Annotated in this window: 16 protein-coding genes; 2 read left to right on the top strand and 14 right to left on the bottom strand. The window is 54.5% G+C overall.

Translation table 11 applies throughout. From position 1 onward, the window contains the following. Window positions 1-3 precede the first annotated feature (3 nt). A complete protein-coding gene (locus N7E01_RS04575; RefSeq protein ID WP_289174783.1) occupies window positions 4-1,446 on the top strand; it encodes a mannose-1-phosphate guanylyltransferase/mannose-6-phosphate isomerase in 1,443 nt (480 codons plus the stop codon). Between the two features lie 11 nt (window positions 1,447-1,457). Next, window positions 1,458-2,873: an undecaprenyl-phosphate glucose phosphotransferase gene (locus tag N7E01_RS04570; protein ID WP_289174782.1), complete on the top strand. Its 1,416-nt coding sequence runs from the start codon at window positions 1,458-1,460 to the stop codon at window positions 2,871-2,873. Between the two features lie 21 nt (window positions 2,874-2,894). Here the strand turns inward: N7E01_RS04570 and N7E01_RS04565 are convergent, their stop codons facing one another. From N7E01_RS04565 to N7E01_RS04500, 14 genes are all read right to left on the bottom strand, one after another. Then, window positions 2,895-4,064: a porin family protein gene (locus tag N7E01_RS04565; protein ID WP_289174781.1), complete on the bottom strand. Its 1,170-nt coding sequence runs from the start codon at window positions 4,062-4,064 to the stop codon at window positions 2,895-2,897. Between the two features lie 105 nt (window positions 4,065-4,169). Continuing rightward, window positions 4,170-4,952 (bottom strand): WecB/TagA/CpsF family glycosyltransferase, encoded by a 783-nt coding sequence (locus tag N7E01_RS04560; RefSeq protein WP_289174780.1) that lies wholly within the window; start codon window positions 4,950-4,952, stop codon window positions 4,170-4,172. A 23-nt stretch (window positions 4,953-4,975) separates the two neighbouring features. Then, window positions 4,976-5,629, bottom strand: a complete 654-nt coding sequence (locus N7E01_RS04555; RefSeq protein WP_289174779.1) for a polysaccharide deacetylase family protein — start codon at window positions 5,627-5,629, stop codon at window positions 4,976-4,978. Beyond that, window positions 5,601-5,999, bottom strand: a complete 399-nt coding sequence (locus tag N7E01_RS04550) for a hypothetical protein (protein WP_289174778.1) — start codon at window positions 5,997-5,999, stop codon at window positions 5,601-5,603. Before N7E01_RS04550 ends, N7E01_RS04555 begins: the two co-directional genes overlap by 29 nt. A gap of 53 nt (window positions 6,000-6,052) precedes the next feature. Next, the gene (locus N7E01_RS04545) at window positions 6,053-6,361 is read right to left on the bottom strand and encodes a hypothetical protein (RefSeq protein WP_289174777.1); all 309 of its coding nucleotides are present in this window, start codon (window positions 6,359-6,361) and stop codon (window positions 6,053-6,055) included. Next, the gene (locus N7E01_RS04540) at window positions 6,328-7,206 is read right to left on the bottom strand and encodes a hypothetical protein (protein ID WP_289174776.1); all 879 of its coding nucleotides are present in this window, start codon (window positions 7,204-7,206) and stop codon (window positions 6,328-6,330) included. The genes N7E01_RS04545 and N7E01_RS04540 overlap by 34 nt, the downstream gene beginning before the upstream one ends. Window positions 7,207-7,300: 94 nt before the next feature. After that, window positions 7,301-8,494 carry a glycosyltransferase family 2 protein gene (locus N7E01_RS04535; RefSeq protein WP_289175737.1) on the bottom strand — a complete coding sequence of 398 codons (1,194 nt, stop codon included), beginning with the start codon at window positions 8,492-8,494 and terminating at the stop codon, window positions 7,301-7,303. Beyond that, the gene (locus tag N7E01_RS04530) at window positions 8,494-8,739 is read right to left on the bottom strand and encodes a hypothetical protein (protein ID WP_289174775.1); all 246 of its coding nucleotides are present in this window, start codon (window positions 8,737-8,739) and stop codon (window positions 8,494-8,496) included. The genes N7E01_RS04535 and N7E01_RS04530 overlap by 1 nt, the downstream gene beginning before the upstream one ends. Before the next feature lie 26 nt (window positions 8,740-8,765). Next, a complete protein-coding gene (locus tag N7E01_RS04525; RefSeq protein ID WP_289174774.1) occupies window positions 8,766-8,984 on the bottom strand; it encodes a hypothetical protein in 219 nt (72 codons plus the stop codon). Between the two features lie 56 nt (window positions 8,985-9,040). Further along, the gene (locus N7E01_RS04520; protein WP_289174773.1) at window positions 9,041-9,454 is read right to left on the bottom strand and encodes a glycosyltransferase family 2 protein; all 414 of its coding nucleotides are present in this window, start codon (window positions 9,452-9,454) and stop codon (window positions 9,041-9,043) included. A 172-nt stretch (window positions 9,455-9,626) separates the two neighbouring features. Continuing rightward, window positions 9,627-11,891 (bottom strand): glycoside hydrolase family 5 protein, encoded by a 2,265-nt coding sequence (locus N7E01_RS04515; protein WP_289174772.1) that lies wholly within the window; start codon window positions 11,889-11,891, stop codon window positions 9,627-9,629. A 30-nt stretch (window positions 11,892-11,921) separates the two neighbouring features. Then, window positions 11,922-13,220, bottom strand: a complete 1,299-nt coding sequence (locus tag N7E01_RS04510) for an O-antigen ligase family protein (RefSeq protein ID WP_289174771.1) — start codon at window positions 13,218-13,220, stop codon at window positions 11,922-11,924. A gap of 72 nt (window positions 13,221-13,292) precedes the next feature. Beyond that, window positions 13,293-14,309: a polysaccharide biosynthesis tyrosine autokinase gene (locus tag N7E01_RS04505; RefSeq protein WP_289174770.1), complete on the bottom strand. Its 1,017-nt coding sequence runs from the start codon at window positions 14,307-14,309 to the stop codon at window positions 13,293-13,295. Next, window positions 14,306-15,673: a GumC family protein gene (locus tag N7E01_RS04500; RefSeq protein WP_289174769.1), complete on the bottom strand. Its 1,368-nt coding sequence runs from the start codon at window positions 15,671-15,673 to the stop codon at window positions 14,306-14,308. The genes N7E01_RS04505 and N7E01_RS04500 overlap by 4 nt, the downstream gene beginning before the upstream one ends. Window positions 15,674-15,723: the final 50 nt, after the last annotated feature.

Here is a 15,723-nt window from a genome sequence, read left to right as displayed (position 1 = left end):
GGTATGTCCTTGCATACTGATGCTGTGTTGCCCTTGCGTGCCGTGCTGCTTGTCGGCGGTTCGGGTACCCGGCTGTGGCCGATGTCGCGCGAAACTTATCCGAAGCAGTTTTTGCCGTTATTTGAGGGGCGCTCACCGCTCGAGCTGACTTTTTCCCGTGTGGCGGCCGTGGCACCACACGGCCCTATCGCCATCGCGAATGAAGCGCACCGTTTCATTGCTGCTGAGCAATTGCGTCTTTCCGGTTATCCGGCCGATGGCACGCTTTTGCTGGAGCCCGCCGGCAGGAATACGGCGCCTGCTATTGCCTTGGCTGCATTGCTTGCTGTGCGTGATGCCGCTGATGCGCTGCTGTTGGTACTGCCGTCCGATCATGCGGTTCCTGACTCAGAAGCCTTTGCTATCGCCGTGTGTCGTGCATTGCCTGCAGCGCAGCAGGGACAACTGGTCACGTTTGGTGTTGTCCCTGACTATCCTGAAACCGGTTACGGTTATTTGCGTGCCTCAGACAAGCCACAGGGGCTTGATGGTCAGGTTTTCGATGTCGAGGCATTTGTCGAGAAGCCTGACCTTGATCATGCCAAAGCATATCTTGAGAGCGGTCATTATTTATGGAACAGTGGCATGTTTCTGTTTCGGGCCAGTCGCTATCTCGAAGAGCTGGGCCGTCATCGGCCCGATATTCTTGCGGCTTGTCAGGAGTCCATGGCGGAATTACGCCACGACGGAGATTTCACTCGAATCAATGAGGCAGCTTTCAAGCGGTGTCCGGCAGAGTCCATCGATTATGCTGTGATGGAGCAGGCTACGTCGGTCGCTACGGTTCGGCTTGATGCAGGGTGGAGTGACATCGGATCCTGGGAGGCGTTGATGCGTCTGGGCTGTCCAGATGCTGATGGCAATGTCCTGAGCGGTGATGTGATGGCGACATCATGTCGCAATGTTTATGCCAGGGCTGATGGGCGTCTGGTTGCCTTGCTAGGTCTGGAAGATGTCGTTGTTGTCGATACCCCGGATGCCGTTTTGATTGCGTCTCGCGATCAGGCCCAGAAAGTACGTGACCTGGTTACCTCCCTTAAGTATCAGGGGCGTCCCGAGGCTATTGCGCCGCGCCGTGTGGTTCGTCCCTGGGGGCACTATGATGGAGTCGATGCAGGTGACCGTTTTCAGGTCAAGCGTATTACAGTACGCCCGGGTGCTAAGTTGTCGTTGCAGTTGCATCATCATCGTGCCGAACATTGGGTGGTGGTAAGGGGCACTGCGCGTGTTACGCGCGATGATGAAACCTTCCTGTTGTCGGAAAATCAGTCAGCCTATATTCCGTTGGGTGTCAGGCATCGGCTTGAGAATCCTGGTTCCATCCCGCTTGAGCTGATCGAAGTGCAGTCGGGGGCCTATCTCGGGGAAGATGATATTGTCCGTTTCGACGATCAGTACGGACGCTGACTGGAGGCTGCATGTTTCAACCTGAAAAACTAGGCCGGCACAATCATGCGTTCATGGTCTTTGCCGGAATTTTATCGGCGCTCGTGAATGCGGGTGTGCTTTTCATGGTCGCTGATCGTTACGCGCTGGAAGGTGACTTGTCGCGGATGGTGGCCCCTCTGGTACTGGCTGCAACCAGTTTCGTGGCGTTTTATACGTTCCATCTGATGATCAGTGCTCGCAGCATGTTCTGGATGCTGCGGCAGGGTGCCGTGCGTTGGTTGCGTATTTTGCTGGCTGCTATGGTGTTGTTCTTCTTTGTCTTGCATGAACAGGCAGACGTCGACGTATTGCGTGCCATGTTGCTCGAATGGAGCGGCATCGCCTTGCTTTTGCAATGCGGGGTTTTGGCGATCCTGCGGATTTCAGTTTTCCATGTGAACACTTCAGCGTCAAACCGTCGCAAGGCCGTCTTCATCGGGCTGGGGCCTGACGCATTGAAGCTTGCTCATCGTTTGATACGTTCACCTATTCTGGGAATGGAAATCGCTGGTTACTATGCTGATGAGCTTGTTGATCAGGGTGCTTATCATGAAAGTGTCGAATTGCGTTATCTTGGCAAATACCTCGATGCCATCCGCCGCGTTGATCAGAATGATTTTTCGGTTGTTTTTGTCGCGATGCGCGAGAGTGACAGTACAGAGATGTCACAGTTGATGGATCATTTGTACGACTCCACCAGTTCGATTTACTTCATGCCCGAACCGAGGTTGTCAGAGGGGTTTTCTGTACAGGGTGCCGAGATTGCGGGAGTTTCATTGCTGGCTTTGCATGAAACACCCATGGTAGGGGCTTCGCGCTACATTAAACGGTTTACTGATCTGGTGTTGTCGGCGCTGGCTCTTGTGCTGTTGTCGCCCATCATGCTGGTTGTAGCTGCGGCGGTCAAGCTCGACAGTCCTGGGCCTGTCCTGTACAGACAGAAGCGTTATGGCGAGGGCGCACGCCCTATTACGATTTATAAGTTCAGATCCATGCGCGTTGACGCATCACAAGATGGGGTGCTGAGGCAGGCGAGCAGGGATGATGATCGCGTCACCCGCGTTGGTCGCTTTCTGCGACGCAGTTCGATTGACGAGTTACCCCAGTTATTCAATGTGTTGGGTGGTTCGATGAGTTTGGTTGGTCCCAGGCCGCATGCTGCATCACATAACGAATTTTATCGTCACAAGATTCGGGGTTATATGCTGCGTCATACCGTTAAGCCAGGTATAACCGGTTGGGCTCAGGTTAATGGGCTACGGGGTGAAACTGATACGCTCGAAAAAATGGAGCAACGTGTTCAGTACGACCGCTTTTACATCACGCACTGGTCGTTCTGGCTTGATATCAAAATTCTTTTTAAAACATTTTTGATGGTGTTTTACTGGGGGCGTAACGCGTACTAACGTGTAGTGCTCCATGCCCTATTATCGGGGGCAAAGTGACGTTTCTACATGAGACCAGCGACATTGGCGGGGGTTGAGCAGTTCGGCAAGTTCGATATTGCCGCTGTCTGTCTGTACAACCACGCCCAATCTGACGACCGCTTGTTTGTAGTTGTTTGACGGGATATCGCCACTCTTTCTGGTTTGATAACCGTCGACAATCACACTGATGTTGGGGTGTGCCTTCCAGGCTAGACGCGGGCCCAGGCGAGTGCGGGTACTGTTGACTTTTTCGCCGGAAGTTTGGGTGTCATCTTGTAGTTCATAGGAACCATATAGCGATAGCGCCAATTTCGGGGAGGGTTGCCATCCGGCGCTTAGTCCGAAGCCCCTCAGTGATGAGTACGTAATGTTCGGGTCTTCATCGTTGTTGAAGGGTCGCTGCCATAGTCCCAGGCGCAATTCCGTTTTCGGAGAGTATTGCCAGATGGCTTGGGTATCCAGGTGAAGCAGATTGGTATCGCGTCCACTGATGGTTTCGTATTCACGACTTAACCAGCCCAGTCTGGTATAGAGCCCGGTTTTGACACTGTACTGCCAGTAGGTCTCGGCAAATAGTTCCCGGTCGCTGTAGGCGTCATCAAGATCAGACCGGTTTAGCTGGTGGCGCAGTGGGTAGTGTGTTTCACTGTTGACCAGCCCTATAGCGACCGACGAGCCGGTAAGGCTCTGATATTTTCCCGCCACTTCCCAGCCTTTTTCGGTTGAGTCAAACAGTTGTCTGTTTTGTTCTGATTGATAGCCGGATTTTTCTTCAAATACGTTAACGATCGGGAGTGTCAGGCTATCACTTAGATTAACCCCCAGCCGTGCACTGAGCCTGCGAGTGTCGACGGTATCACTGTCGGGCCATATACGGTCTGATTCGTAGCGTCGTCGTTCGGATTCGTAACCAAGGTTACCATCGAAGAGATCGGTGGCACGCCAATGGAATTTGGTGTCAAGGCGGCGAGGCTGGTGATTGAATTGGTGTTGTCCGCTGTATCTTGCATCACCGCCTACGCCGGCGATGTCCAGACGGGTGTCGTCGGACAGTAGCGGAATGCGCAGGGCCATACCGATGCTATTGACCATGACGTTGCTGGATTCAATGTTGTCATGGACTTCCGATGCGCGTCCAGGATTCGAGTTTGACTGATAACTGGTTTCCATGCGCAGGATGTAGTCGATCCCGTCAAGGATAATGTCGTTGGCCAGGGGGGCTTGACGGTACGAGTAATAGGCTGACGATGTAAACCGCCGCCAAGCGCTTTCGTATCACGGCGAGTTCCTCTTGCCGATTTGGTTTTTTCGCCATTCGCGCCAGCAAATGATGGCAAACCAAGGGTCGTCAACGAGATAACGTCGCCACAGGTGCTTTGGATCGGACGCCAGACGCCAGAGCCACTCCAGTCCCAGACGTTGTACGAAGCGGGGCGCACGTGATTTCAGGCCAAGTGCGAACTCCATTGCAGCGCCGACGCACAGGATAATACCTCCTGGGAAAGACGGTGCATGATGCAGGGCCCAACGTTCCTGTTTTGGAAGGCCCAGGCAAACGAAGATGAGATTGGGCGCCATATCCCTGATTTTTTCAGCGGCGTGCTGTCCTTCTGGTCCGACCGGATCGAATTGCATCGAGGGTGCGAGCACGGTAATGTCCAGGCCGGGGAAGTGTTCGTCGAAACGTTGCTTCAGCGTCTGTTCCTCACCGGGGCGACCTCCCAATAAAACCACTCGCCATTTTCGGGTGATGGCGTGTTGGCACATCGTGACAAACAGATCGGCGCCAGTGACCCGTTCGGGCAGTGGTTTGCCCAGCAGACGGCTGGCCCAGACAATTGGCATCCCATCGGCAAAAATATAGTTGGCTTGTTTGTACAGGGTTTTAAGTGACGGCTGGCGATCGAGTCGCACGACATGATCGACGTTGGGCGTTACCACGACATGGGCGGGGTATTCATGCCGTTCGGCCGATGCGCATAGGGCAGCGGCAGCAGCCTCGAAATCGAGCGGCATGATATCCAGGTCGAAAAGTGTCACCGTTTCAGTTGTATCCATGACGTTAGCTGTTTGCGATTGAGTCAGCGGCAATTGGGAACGGGAAGCGCGGGGCGGTCTTGCCCTGGTATGGCTTGATCTAGCTCTCGTTGATAAATCGGGTCTGTCAGTGCAACGACGGGGTCAATAAAGTTCCAGCCGTGTTGGTGTAGTGTGGCGATGAGCTGTGGTAGCGCTACCGCATTAAGCCGGTTGGTGTGCAAAAGCATTACATGTGGTGGGCTGCGCTTCAGAAGGTCATGCCATCGTGCTTCTTGTTTTAGCGCTTCGGTGGTGACCGTGTTGACGTATGTGCTCAGGTAAGCTTGCGCTTCAGCATCCCGGCCTTGGTTCAGCAATTCGGTGTAGCCTGTGCTTATGTCCCAGTCGCTTAGCATGATCGTGGCGGGTGCCACGCCGTAACCCCGTTGTGCAAGACCTGCGCGTACAGCCATTTGTTTGGTTGGGGTATCTCCTTCGTCAAGGTAGGGAAAGCGCAAGCGGGGACACCACCCGGGGAGGTGGCTGAGCAGTAGCCCTGCGCGGTCGATGTCTGCGAGATAGTGTTGGGCCTCGGTCTTGCTAAGTGCGTTGTGTGAGTAGGTGTGATTACCAATGGCATGACCGCCCTTGCTCCACGCCTTGATAAGCGCCATGCTGTCAGGGTTGTCAACAGTTGCTCCGAGTGGGAAGATCATGGCCCGCAAGCCGTTTTTTCAGGGTGGCAAGTATGGCGTTGTTATCGCTGGCTTCCTGGGTTTCGCCGGGTCCGGTGCTGAAACCGTCGTCGAAGGTCAGCGCCACTGTTGGTTGTGCCAGGGGTGCTTGAGAGGCGACAAGAATAACCAGCGCCAGCAGCACCATCCACAGACTGGAGTGATGTTTGGAGGCATGTGCCCGGAGTTGAGTAGGTGTGAATATGTGCATGAATATATTCAGTCTGCGCTTTGCAAGCGGTCGACGTGGCTGTTCCTGGTAGTTTTTACCACTTACCGCTGGGGTTGTCGAAAGCAAAAGCCAGTGCCGTTGAGGTGAAAAGTTTGATTGCGGGCTTTTATTGAACGGCATGGTTCAGCCCTCGCGGGCGCAGGAAATATGCCATGAGTACCCAACAATGATGATTAGCGAAAGCAGTTCGCCAAGCAGCATCCCCAAAGGGCACCGGTGGTTCCCAGCGTCCGTGTCAGCATAAAGCAAAGTGCCAGTGCTGTCAGTGCGCAGCCCAATGAGCTAAACGTCAGAATATGGAACCGTTGCTTTAGCACCAGAATCAGCATAGGTGGGTCGCGGAGCGCCTTGACCAGAAAAATGGCTGTCCATAGAGCCAGCAGGGTATCGCGTTCGGCGTGATCTTTACGCAGCAGATCAAGAAAAATCCAGTCTCGCAAAAGCCAGGTCAATAAGGCGTAGCCGATGACAATGGCACCCATGGCCAAGGCGACCCTGGCAAGTTTGTGTAGCGTGACTCGTGTATTTTCGGTGTGCAGCCAATGTGATGCAGCGGGGTGATCTGTTTCTGTATGCCGGTGCAAACGAGATTGACTGGCATCATGAGCAGTCGGGCCGCAGCCAGTGCGCCTACGGCTGCCACGTCAAGCGTGAACGCAGTGACAAAACTGTAGCCTTGATTTAATAGCCAGTAAACCCCTGCGCCGGATGCGGCCCATAGCCCTATGGGTGCAATTGTCATCAAGCGGCCTGGTGCCGCTCGGGTGTCGATCAGGTTACGCATCCAGTGAGACAGCAGGCGTCCACCCGCCAGGGCTGAAAGAGCAGTCGCCAGTATTGCAATAGTCGCTGCAACAGTAAACTGTGTGGCGATTAGCCCTCCGGCAATCAATCCGGTGGCGTAGATGAGGTCAGCCAGGAGTACTAGCTGGGGGCGCTGGTATAGCAGCAGCGTATTGCGAAAGAATTCGCGATACAGGCTGGCAATTATTGCGGCAACGGCAGCCAGGGCCAGCGCTGTAATCGTCGTGGTAATGGCGCCTGTCGCCCACAGGCCGGAGATAAGCAGCAACAGTATGACTGTTCCACTGCCAAGCCATTGACTCTGATCTTTGTGCAGGCTGCCTAGCCATTGGCGCTTTTCGATTTCGTCCAGCTTGGGTAGCTTGATGACCAGAGGGGTGCCGATGAAACTGTTTTGCAGCATCGTAAGCAGCATGACAGTATTGAACATCAGTACGTAGTAACCATACTGGGTGTCATCGGCGTAACGAATCAGAGTCAGGCCAATCAGGAAGTTGGCGACTGACAAAACAGCCTGATCCAAGACAGAGCTCCCCAGGATTTTCACCCAGCGGGCTGAGGTCTTTTGTGCAGTGGGTGGGGATACAGTCTGTTTCATTGCATCTTTGTGTTGCGCCTTACTGGCGATCATTGCGTTTGGTTCTGATCCAGCGCCCGTCATGTCGTTTCATTATCAGAACCAGTTTCCAGACGATGAAAAATGGCACCCTCAATAATGCCACTAAGGCTGATGGCCCCAGAGGGCAGAGTTGCCAGCCACGAAAAACATGCAAGGTCAGTGCACTGAACAGACAAAGGCATCCCCAAAGCCATACCTCCATGTTCGGTAATATTGCGCTGACGGTGCCTGCCAAAAACGCGGTCAAGACAAGGGAAGTGACAACGTAAGCCAGTGGCAGGGTCAATAGGTCTAGGGCAAGGTCAAGGCATAGAGCGCTGCGCTTCTGCCAAGCCTGACGAAGCAGTCGTGGTGCGTAGGTGCGTATGAGCATGAAACGGCCGGTTTCCCACCGTTGGCGTTGTGAGTCGGTTCCTTGGCGCGATGTGGGTAGTTCGGCCAGCACTTGGGCTTCGTCGACGTAAAACACACGAATGTTGTTTAGCCCCAGCAGCACACCGTATTCCACGTCTTCAGCCAGTGAATAAACCTCGGGTGGCTGAGTTTGCATCAGATGTCGGCTGAAGCACATGCCATTGCCGCGCAGGCCGCAGGACACGCCCAAACGCTCCCGGCCGCGAGATCGCACCGCATGAAACGCCGAATAGGCTATGGTCATTAGACGCGTACGCCATGACTCGTCGGGGTTGAGCACGCCGTAATGGGCTTGAATGGCGTCTGCACCACAAGTCAGCCGCGACGCAAAGCTGGACAGCAGGTTGGCTGACACCTCAGTATCAGCATCAATTACGACAAAGGCATCCGCCTGACCTGTATTGAGACAATGGCGGATACCATATTCGAGAGCATAGCCTTTGCCGCGTTGTGTCGTATTGCAGCGCTCCAGAACCGTCGCACCCTGTTTTCTGGCGATTTCGGCTGTTGCATCGGTACAGTTGTCAGCGATAACGACCAGGCGCCAGTTGTTTTTTGGCCAATCCAGTTGTTGCAGGCTGGCCAGTGTGCGTTCAAGTACCAAGGCTTCATTGTGCGCGGGTACCAGAATGTCGAAACGGGTTGTGCGTTTGGCGTTTAGGGGTGGGCGCAGGGGAGCCGAAAGCAGGGTCAGTACGAAAAGGTAAACGCAGGCCAGCAGTGCGGGCAGTAAAAGGACAAGCAATATCAGGCCTAGTACGGGTGCGATGATGCTCATCACGCGTATTCTCGGTAGAGCCAGCCTGACAGTACTGCCAGTTTGCCGAAATTCGCCCATGTTTTAGCCAGCCAACGGGCTGCATGATGCCGGCCAAAGGGCAGGGAAATAATAGTCAGCATGCCGGCTACCCCCATTTGCACCAAGGCGCGGATAAAAAACAGCAGGCGTCGTGTCCATGAGGGCGGGCTATCCGTAAGCCGCCCCTTCAGGAAATGGCGAGCGTAATCTTGGCCTCCTCGCATGGCACGCCTTAGAATCCAACCGAGCTTCATGCGTTTGCGATCAACCGGCTCGTCAACCAGCGCTTCGTCACACCAGATGATGCGTACCCTTTTTGAGCCAATCGTGTCAGTAGGTCACTATCCGAACCCCCAGTGACACCGTAAGACGGGTCGAAGGGCTGGGGTTCATCGTCAAGGATTGATCGGTGCAGCAGGGCATTGCCGATCCGCATGGTGTTCAGGGGTACAACGGTACCGGTTGTCATGCGTGGACATTCGTAAAGGCTGCCACGTTTGATCCATCCGGGGGCGTCAGCAGGAATTATGGGAATGACGGGTGCCAGTACCCTGGTGCTTGATGGGTCTCTGCACAGATCAGCAAGGTTTTCAGCCAGTCGACGGGTGCGCACTCATCGTCGTCAATAAAGGCCAGCCATGGCCCCGTTGCCAGTGCGACACTCATGTTGCGAGTCAGGGCAATATTCTTTTCTGGCTGGATGGCATACACGACATCCATGCGGCCTTGCTGCTCGGCTGCAAAGAGTTCTACAACCGCGCGCGCACTGCCTTGGGCGTCATTGTCCACAATGACAATCTGGTCAGGAGTACGTGTTTGGTTGGCTAGCTCTTGTAGCAGCTGCGCTAGCTGATCGCGGCGCTGGTAGGTAGCCATGCAGATGCTCACGCGGGCATCGCAGGACAGATCGGGGGTGGGGCGTATGGCGTGCTGGTTCATGGCCTTGAGTGCGTTTGAACGTCGGGATTAATCACAACTTCGTACCAGGGACTGGCGGTTTCAGGACTGCCGTGCAGGCTGACCCATGTTGCCCCCGAGTGCGGGTCCGGGCGCATTAAGTTATCGGGTAAGGCAGGTAAGCGTTTACCCGAGCCGTTGAGCGGGTAAATGATCAGTTGGTCTGTTGTATAGGGTAGTTGCAGTTCAATGCCTGTGCGCTTGAGCCATGATGGGGGTGGGCAGACAGCATTGCTGAACGGCCTTTGGTCAGCGGGTCAGGCTCAAGCGTTAGCCACCCGGGTCGTCCGGGATAAGGAATCAGGCCTTTAGGGCGGGGCGGTATCGATCCTGGTTGTGAGCCTGCGGTATCACTGCCCAGGCTGACCAGCAGATGCCGGGACTGCTGCAGGGTGTGGCGGTCTAGCGGTGTTACCAGCAACTGCACGCTTTGGTCACGTTTTGTGGTGTTTCTGATGGCGAATGATGCACTTTTTATGGGGTTCAGAGTATCGAGTTTGCCAAAGATTCCCCATGCCTCCGGTGTATTCAGGATAACTCGTGCGGCAGCTTCGTCATGCTGAACGTGAGGATTGATTGTGGCTTGGTTTGTGCCACGAGGGGTGGGTGACACGCGTGGGGGCTCGTCTTTTTCAAGGACGGCCTGAGACAGGCGGTTGGTCCAGGCACTTTGCAGCGGCAGGCCAAAGTGTTGTTCCAGGTGTTTTTCAAGAGTGAGCGTACGAATGTGACCCTGGGTTCCGATAAAAAGCCGGTCTTTTATCGACAGCGGTAAAGGCGTGTCGGTTGCTGCCCGCGGGATCAGGAAGGCACGGAACAGGTGTGCGCTTTGTGCCGTAAGCGCATACTTACCCCAATCGCCGCTGAGCGAAAAGTACCACGGTGCTTCTTTGTTCTCAAGGCTGTCATCATAACGGTAGAGAAACAGCCCGTCCCAGTCTTGCACCGAAGCTACGGCAACCATCAGAGGAAGAATTTCACTGCCTCCGGGCGTTGGAAATGGCTGGTTGAACTCACTGACAACAAAGGGCTTGTTGTGTGCGCGGCGTAATGACAAGCCTAGCAGACGTGCCATGCCAGTTCCCGAGGTTGTCATATCCTGAACACGCCAGTCAGTGGATTGCCAGGGGTTGCCATTGGCATAGACGTGATGACCGACGTAGATGTGGTCGTCGATGTAGTCCATATTCTGATGTGACGTCAGATTCATGATGCCACCATATGTCATTTGGGTCCCGGTTATCGGGACTGGTGTATCGGTGGCCTGACGGATGACTGCGTGCATGCGGTCCAGGTAGGCCTGATCCATTGAGGCCAGAAAGCTCAGGAAATCGTAGGTGTAACGCTGGACAGGTGACGGGTTGTCTGAGCTGCCTGCTGTTATTCCGATGTCATGCCCAAGTCGTATGATACGGTTTGAAATACGCTCGCCCAGGCTTGGGTTTGCCGATGACATGCCTGAGATCGTGGTGGCTGGCAAGGCCGCAACATCGGGGTCGTTGCAGCTGTCCCAGGCTTTGCAGGCGGCCTCAAGTGATCCGTAGTGTGTCTTGATCCAGGACTCCCAGTGCCGACGCAGTATTGGTGCATAGGCCGATGGGATGGCATTGCTCCAGGAGTCTCCGAACCACGCGTCGCCTTGCCAGGCTGCCAACAGCGAAGATTCGTTATTGATTTCAACCAAGGCCAGCGCAGGGTTACGCTCAAGTTCGAGAGCACGGATCAGTTCGCGGGCATAGCGTTCCTGCCGCTCGATCAGCGGCGGATAATACACATGAATGGGCGTACCAACCGACGCAGCACGGGTCTGGCCTTTGTCCAGTGCGGGCATGCCGTCAATTGCCGGGCGAACTCGGTAGCCGACTCGCAGGTTCAGGTTGACGTAAATGCCTTGCGCGGCAAGAGCACGGATGAATGTTCTGAGACGATGAATGGCTTCAGGGTTGAAGGTTGGATAAGGACCTGATCCGAGCACACTGCGCGGTGGCGATGTTTCATCGCTTGGCATCGTATCAAGATGATGAAGCCGTACTGCATTAATGCCAAGTTTTCGTAACCGCTTAGCCATGGCCTCAGCCTTGTCGGCGGCCGGGAAATTGGCAGCAAAGCTGAGATTGACCCCGAAAAACCGAATGCGCTGGTCGTCTTCGGTACCGGGCAATGTATCTTTACCGACGGTATAGAAATGGCGTCCTTTGACGAAGACTTGTCCTGTCCCGTTGATTGGTTGATTGAGTGCGGAAAAATCGGGTGCCCCGGACAGTTGGTCTTCGTTGATGGTGAAACGAAAGTACTTGGTCCCGTCGTCAGTTTTCGCGAATGAATCGCTGGGCTGTACCGTAGTGGCCTGGATGCAGCCCGAGAAGGCCATCAGGCTGCAGCAGATGATGTAAAACGTGCGCTTCAATGTCGGTATCATGGTGTTACCATTTCTTTCGCGTAGATGATGTCAGAAACGATGCTCCCGCCAGCACCGGTGGTGCGGAATTTCCTGGCCCCGCTGTAGCCAGTACAGCTGTGTTGAAACGGTTATCAACGAAAACAACAACATGAGATTCTGGAATTGCGATCCGCTCAGGAAGTCAGTTTCGGTAATATTGCTGATGATTATTATCAGAACAATCGACAGATGCAGTGCCGCCTGCGGTCGGTCGAAACGCATCAGACGCAGAATGCTGATGGCATGCCAGATCAGAAGTCCCGTGAACAGGCTCAGCCCGATAACCCCGAGTTCATTGAGCAAATCCAGATATCCGTTGTGGCCGTGCGCCGGCATCCAGCCAAATTCGTCGGCAATGAATTGGGCAGGGCTGTCCGCTCCCAACCAGAAAGCGCCGTAACCGATACCTGTGACCAGGTGCTGGTTAATCGACAACAGCAATATTTGCCATATCTCAGTCCGTCCAGTCAGGTCGGTGCCTTTGTCAAAGATGGCTGCAATCGGGCCAACAATGGTTCCCCACGTGGGTAGTTGCGCATTGACGACATAGTAAAAATGCACAAACAGGACCACGGTGCAAAGGCTCGACAACACCATTGCAACGTTCAGGTACCTGCCTTGCAACCAGATGCGATGAGTATAAAGATACATGCCGCAGGCCAGTACTGTCAGGACTGTCGCCGTTGAGCTTTTTGTCATGAGCAGCATGAAAAGGCTGAACGCTACACCAAATGCGCTGATACGGCGTTGCTGGCTGTTGGTGGTTAGTTCATATAGCCACAACAGGGTGGCATAGCTGGCGACACTACCCAGCGTATTTTTTGCCACGTGACACCGCGCCATGCCCCCCAGTGCATAGTCCACCCCGATATGGGGCAGGGCAACGGCGGTGACGAATGACAATCCGCAAATTGTGGTGAGGGTGATGCGCAGCGTGCGAAGGAACTGCGCTGCGTTGTTTATGGGAGGAGCAATACACAGCCCGACCAACACCAGGCCGCCCAGAATGATAATGCGCTTCAGGGTAACTACCGGATACGGAGACCAGACCACGGACGCGGCACAATATAGAACAATGAGCAGTAAAAACGGGTTTACTGCTCTTAAAGATCTCAGACTGACAGGTAAATGACGGTAAAACACCCAGAGGGCAATCAAAAACAATAATGACAGTTGCAGTTGTCGGACCACGGAGCCTTCGGAAAAGTCGGTGCTCAGTCGCAAGGTCAGGTCAAGGTAAGCCAGGTTTGTCGGTATCAGCGCAACAATCATGCTGAAAACAACCAAAGACGTGACCAGAAGCCGCATGCCTGGTGTCATGTTTGGAGGTTGGAAATCAGGGTTTTGCATCGGCAATCAGCAGACATGCATGGTGCTGCGTCAACGGTTTGAAAAACGGCTACGCCAACGCCGCAGTATCTTTGGAAGCCAGAGTTGCACTGTGTGGCTGTTGCCTTCATGGTATTCATTGAAGATACTTCCGATGGCTGTTCCACCCGCCGCCTGAATCATACGTTTAGTTTTGCGGATATCGTTCAGTGGGGTACGGTCCTGGCGTGCGACGATCAGGCAGGCGTCCGCCTGCTGTGCGATCAGTTGTGCATCGGGAAACAGGTTCATTGATGGTGTATCGAGAATGACAATGTCGAACTGGTCTGTCACGTTGTCGAAAATGTTTTGCAACGCGGGTGCCAGCAACAGTTCTGCCGGATTGGGCGGCAGTGGGCCGGCATCCAGCAGACACAGTTTGGAAAAGCTGGTGCTGATAAGGCATTGGCTCAGGAGACGGCGTTTTGATAGAACTGACGAAAGGCCTTGTAAACGCTGGCTGTCAAGAACACCCGAATGTTGGGCTTCACGCAGATTGGCATTAATCAAGAGGGTGCGCTGCCCGTTTTGAGCGAAAGCCAGTGCCAGGCTGGTGGCAACATACGATTTACCCTCTCCGCTGTTGGGGCTGACAATCGCAATGGTCTGGTTCTTTCGTGCATCCAGTCTGAGCAGTAACTGGGTGCGTATTTTGCGGATTGCCTCAGCTTCCGGGGTATGGGGTGCATAGGCAATGGGGAACTCAGCCAGGGCTGCATCTGCCGAGCCGATCGGATAGTGGTATTGTTTTGACAGGGCTTGCTGAACGTCCTCGTCACGCAACAATCCCAGCGCAATGGCGGCATCACCGAACCGCAAATTGCTGGCCATTTGCTTTCTGATGATGGCGTCGATGTCTGCGCTGTCTAGCCGGCCTGAATCAATGAAATAGTCGCCAATCCGGGTGTGTTCGGGTGTTGCGGGTTGGGCTGTTGTTTGTGCTTCAGGGCCCGGAGTTGATGAGGGGCTATCGCCGTCTTTAGCGGGGGCGCTAGCGGTCTGGGTCCAAAGGGAAACAGGTGACTTCATGCCAAAGCCTCCCTGACGCCGATATGGCCGATCAGCGGCAGCTCAGGCTCACCTTGCATGTCATCGACGATCCTGACCAGGCGGTGCGTTAATTCAAGCAGCAACGCAAGTGCCACGGCAACAAATAGCCCAACCATCAGCCCCAGGATCAGGTTGACCCGAAGATTGGGTTTGCTCGGCGACGAAGGCAGTTCTGCACTTCGAAGAATCGCGACATTGGGCGACATGACGTTACTGGCAATGACGAGTGAGTCATACTTTTGGAGTGCTGCGTTGTAAACCTGTTGGGCGGCCGCCAGTTGACGCTGAAATGCGGCGATTCTGTCACGCTGAACCATTTGGGTCAGTACCGTATTACGTAAACGGTTGATGGATGCTTCGATCTCGGCAATTTGCTCATTCAGGCGCATGATGTTGCTGTCGGCACCTGCCAGGACAGCTTGTGCCTCTTTTTCAATTCGCGCCAGCAGTTGGCCTCGTTCGGTGGCAAGCCCGCGAATGGATGGATGGTTGGGGCCTAGCGCACCTTGACGGTCGCCCAGTTGACGATCGACGTAGCCTAGTTGGGATTTCAGCATGTTAATGACAGACGTCTCGTTGACCAGTGGAATTTCGTCAGGCTTGTAGCCGGCTTCCAGCATACGGCGCGTCGCATCCTGGCGGGCACGGGCTTCCTGAAGGGCGCTTTGCAGCGAAATCAGCGTTTTGGTCATTTCGTTCAGTTTCTGGGTGTCCTGATCGCCATGCTCCTGGACATTCAAGATGTCATTGGTCTGCTGGTAGGCCGTCAGGTTGTTTTGTACCGTATCGACTTCTTTGCGCAGTTGCTCGAGCTGGGCGTTGTATTGTTCGAACCGACTGCGCGCCGCAGTAAACGACATTTGCTCGCCAAGGTCGATATAAGCTTCGACAATGGCGTTGGCATAGTCGCGAGCCTGACCGGGTGATCGGCCGTTGAAGGCGACGGTCACGACACGGCTCCCCTTGAGGCGCTGAACTTCGATGTTTTCCATCAGTTGCTTGATCAGCTGTTGGCTGGCCTTTTCGTCGCCATCGTTATTCGCTGTGATGCGATAGTCGGGTAGTTCACGCAGGTTCAGTTGTTCAATGACTGTTTCCGCGACACGCTGGCTTCTGAGCAGGTCAAGCTGTGTTTGCATGTAGCTGTCGTCCAGCATGGCTGACAAGCGTTGAGCGGCAATCGGGTCATTCTCGCGGTAATCAATGTAGATGTCTGTCGAGGAGGTCCAGACGCGAGGAAGGAACAGGCTGATAATGATCGTTGCGGCAAATATGAGCAGTGCGACATTCAGGATAAGTTGTCGCCTCGCACGCAGCATGGCAATGATCTGCCGTGGTGACAAAAACCGGTCTCGCCGGGTGAAAGAGTCGTAGTGACGGGTTGCTGGGTTGC

Origin of the sequence: Neopusillimonas aromaticivorans (assembly GCF_030344915.1) — a bacterium.
Taxonomy (GTDB): Bacteria; Pseudomonadota; Gammaproteobacteria; order Burkholderiales; family Burkholderiaceae_B; genus Neopusillimonas; species Neopusillimonas aromaticivorans.
This window is presented reverse-complemented; position numbering and strand designations above follow the sequence as displayed.

Excerpts from the sequence above, each read along its gene's own strand:
- N7E01_RS04575 (WP_289174783.1), top strand. The coding sequence starts at position 4 with ATGTCCTTGCATACTGATGCTGTGTTGCCCTTGCGTGCCGTGCTGCTT.
- N7E01_RS04570 (WP_289174782.1), top strand. The coding sequence starts at position 1,458 with ATGTTTCAACCTGAAAAACTAGGCCGGCACAATCATGCGTTCATGGTC.
- N7E01_RS04565 (WP_289174781.1), bottom strand. The coding sequence starts at position 4,064 with ATGGAAACCAGTTATCAGTCAAACTCGAATCCTGGACGCGCATCGGAA.
- N7E01_RS04560 (WP_289174780.1), bottom strand. The coding sequence starts at position 4,952 with ATGGATACAACTGAAACGGTGACACTTTTCGACCTGGATATCATGCCG.
- N7E01_RS04555 (WP_289174779.1), bottom strand. The coding sequence starts at position 5,629 with ATGATCTTCCCACTCGGAGCAACTGTTGACAACCCTGACAGCATGGCG.
- N7E01_RS04550 (WP_289174778.1), bottom strand. The coding sequence starts at position 5,999 with ATGCCGTTCAATAAAAGCCCGCAATCAAACTTTTCACCTCAACGGCAC.
- N7E01_RS04545 (WP_289174777.1), bottom strand. The coding sequence starts at position 6,361 with ATGGGTGCCATTGTCATCGGCTACGCCTTATTGACCTGGCTTTTGCGA.
- N7E01_RS04535 (WP_289175737.1), bottom strand. The coding sequence starts at position 8,494 with ATGAGCATCATCGCACCCGTACTAGGCCTGATATTGCTTGTCCTTTTA.
- N7E01_RS04530 (WP_289174775.1), bottom strand. The coding sequence starts at position 8,739 with ATGCGAGGAGGCCAAGATTACGCTCGCCATTTCCTGAAGGGGCGGCTT.
- N7E01_RS04525 (WP_289174774.1), bottom strand. The coding sequence starts at position 8,984 with ATGACAACCGGTACCGTTGTACCCCTGAACACCATGCGGATCGGCAAT.
- N7E01_RS04520 (WP_289174773.1), bottom strand. The coding sequence starts at position 9,454 with ATGAACCAGCACGCCATACGCCCCACCCCCGATCTGTCCTGCGATGCC.
- N7E01_RS04515 (WP_289174772.1), bottom strand. The coding sequence starts at position 11,891 with ATGATACCGACATTGAAGCGCACGTTTTACATCATCTGCTGCAGCCTG.
- N7E01_RS04510 (WP_289174771.1), bottom strand. The coding sequence starts at position 13,220 with ATGCGGCTTCTGGTCACGTCTTTGGTTGTTTTCAGCATGATTGTTGCG.
- N7E01_RS04505 (WP_289174770.1), bottom strand. The coding sequence starts at position 14,309 with ATGAAGTCACCTGTTTCCCTTTGGACCCAGACCGCTAGCGCCCCCGCT.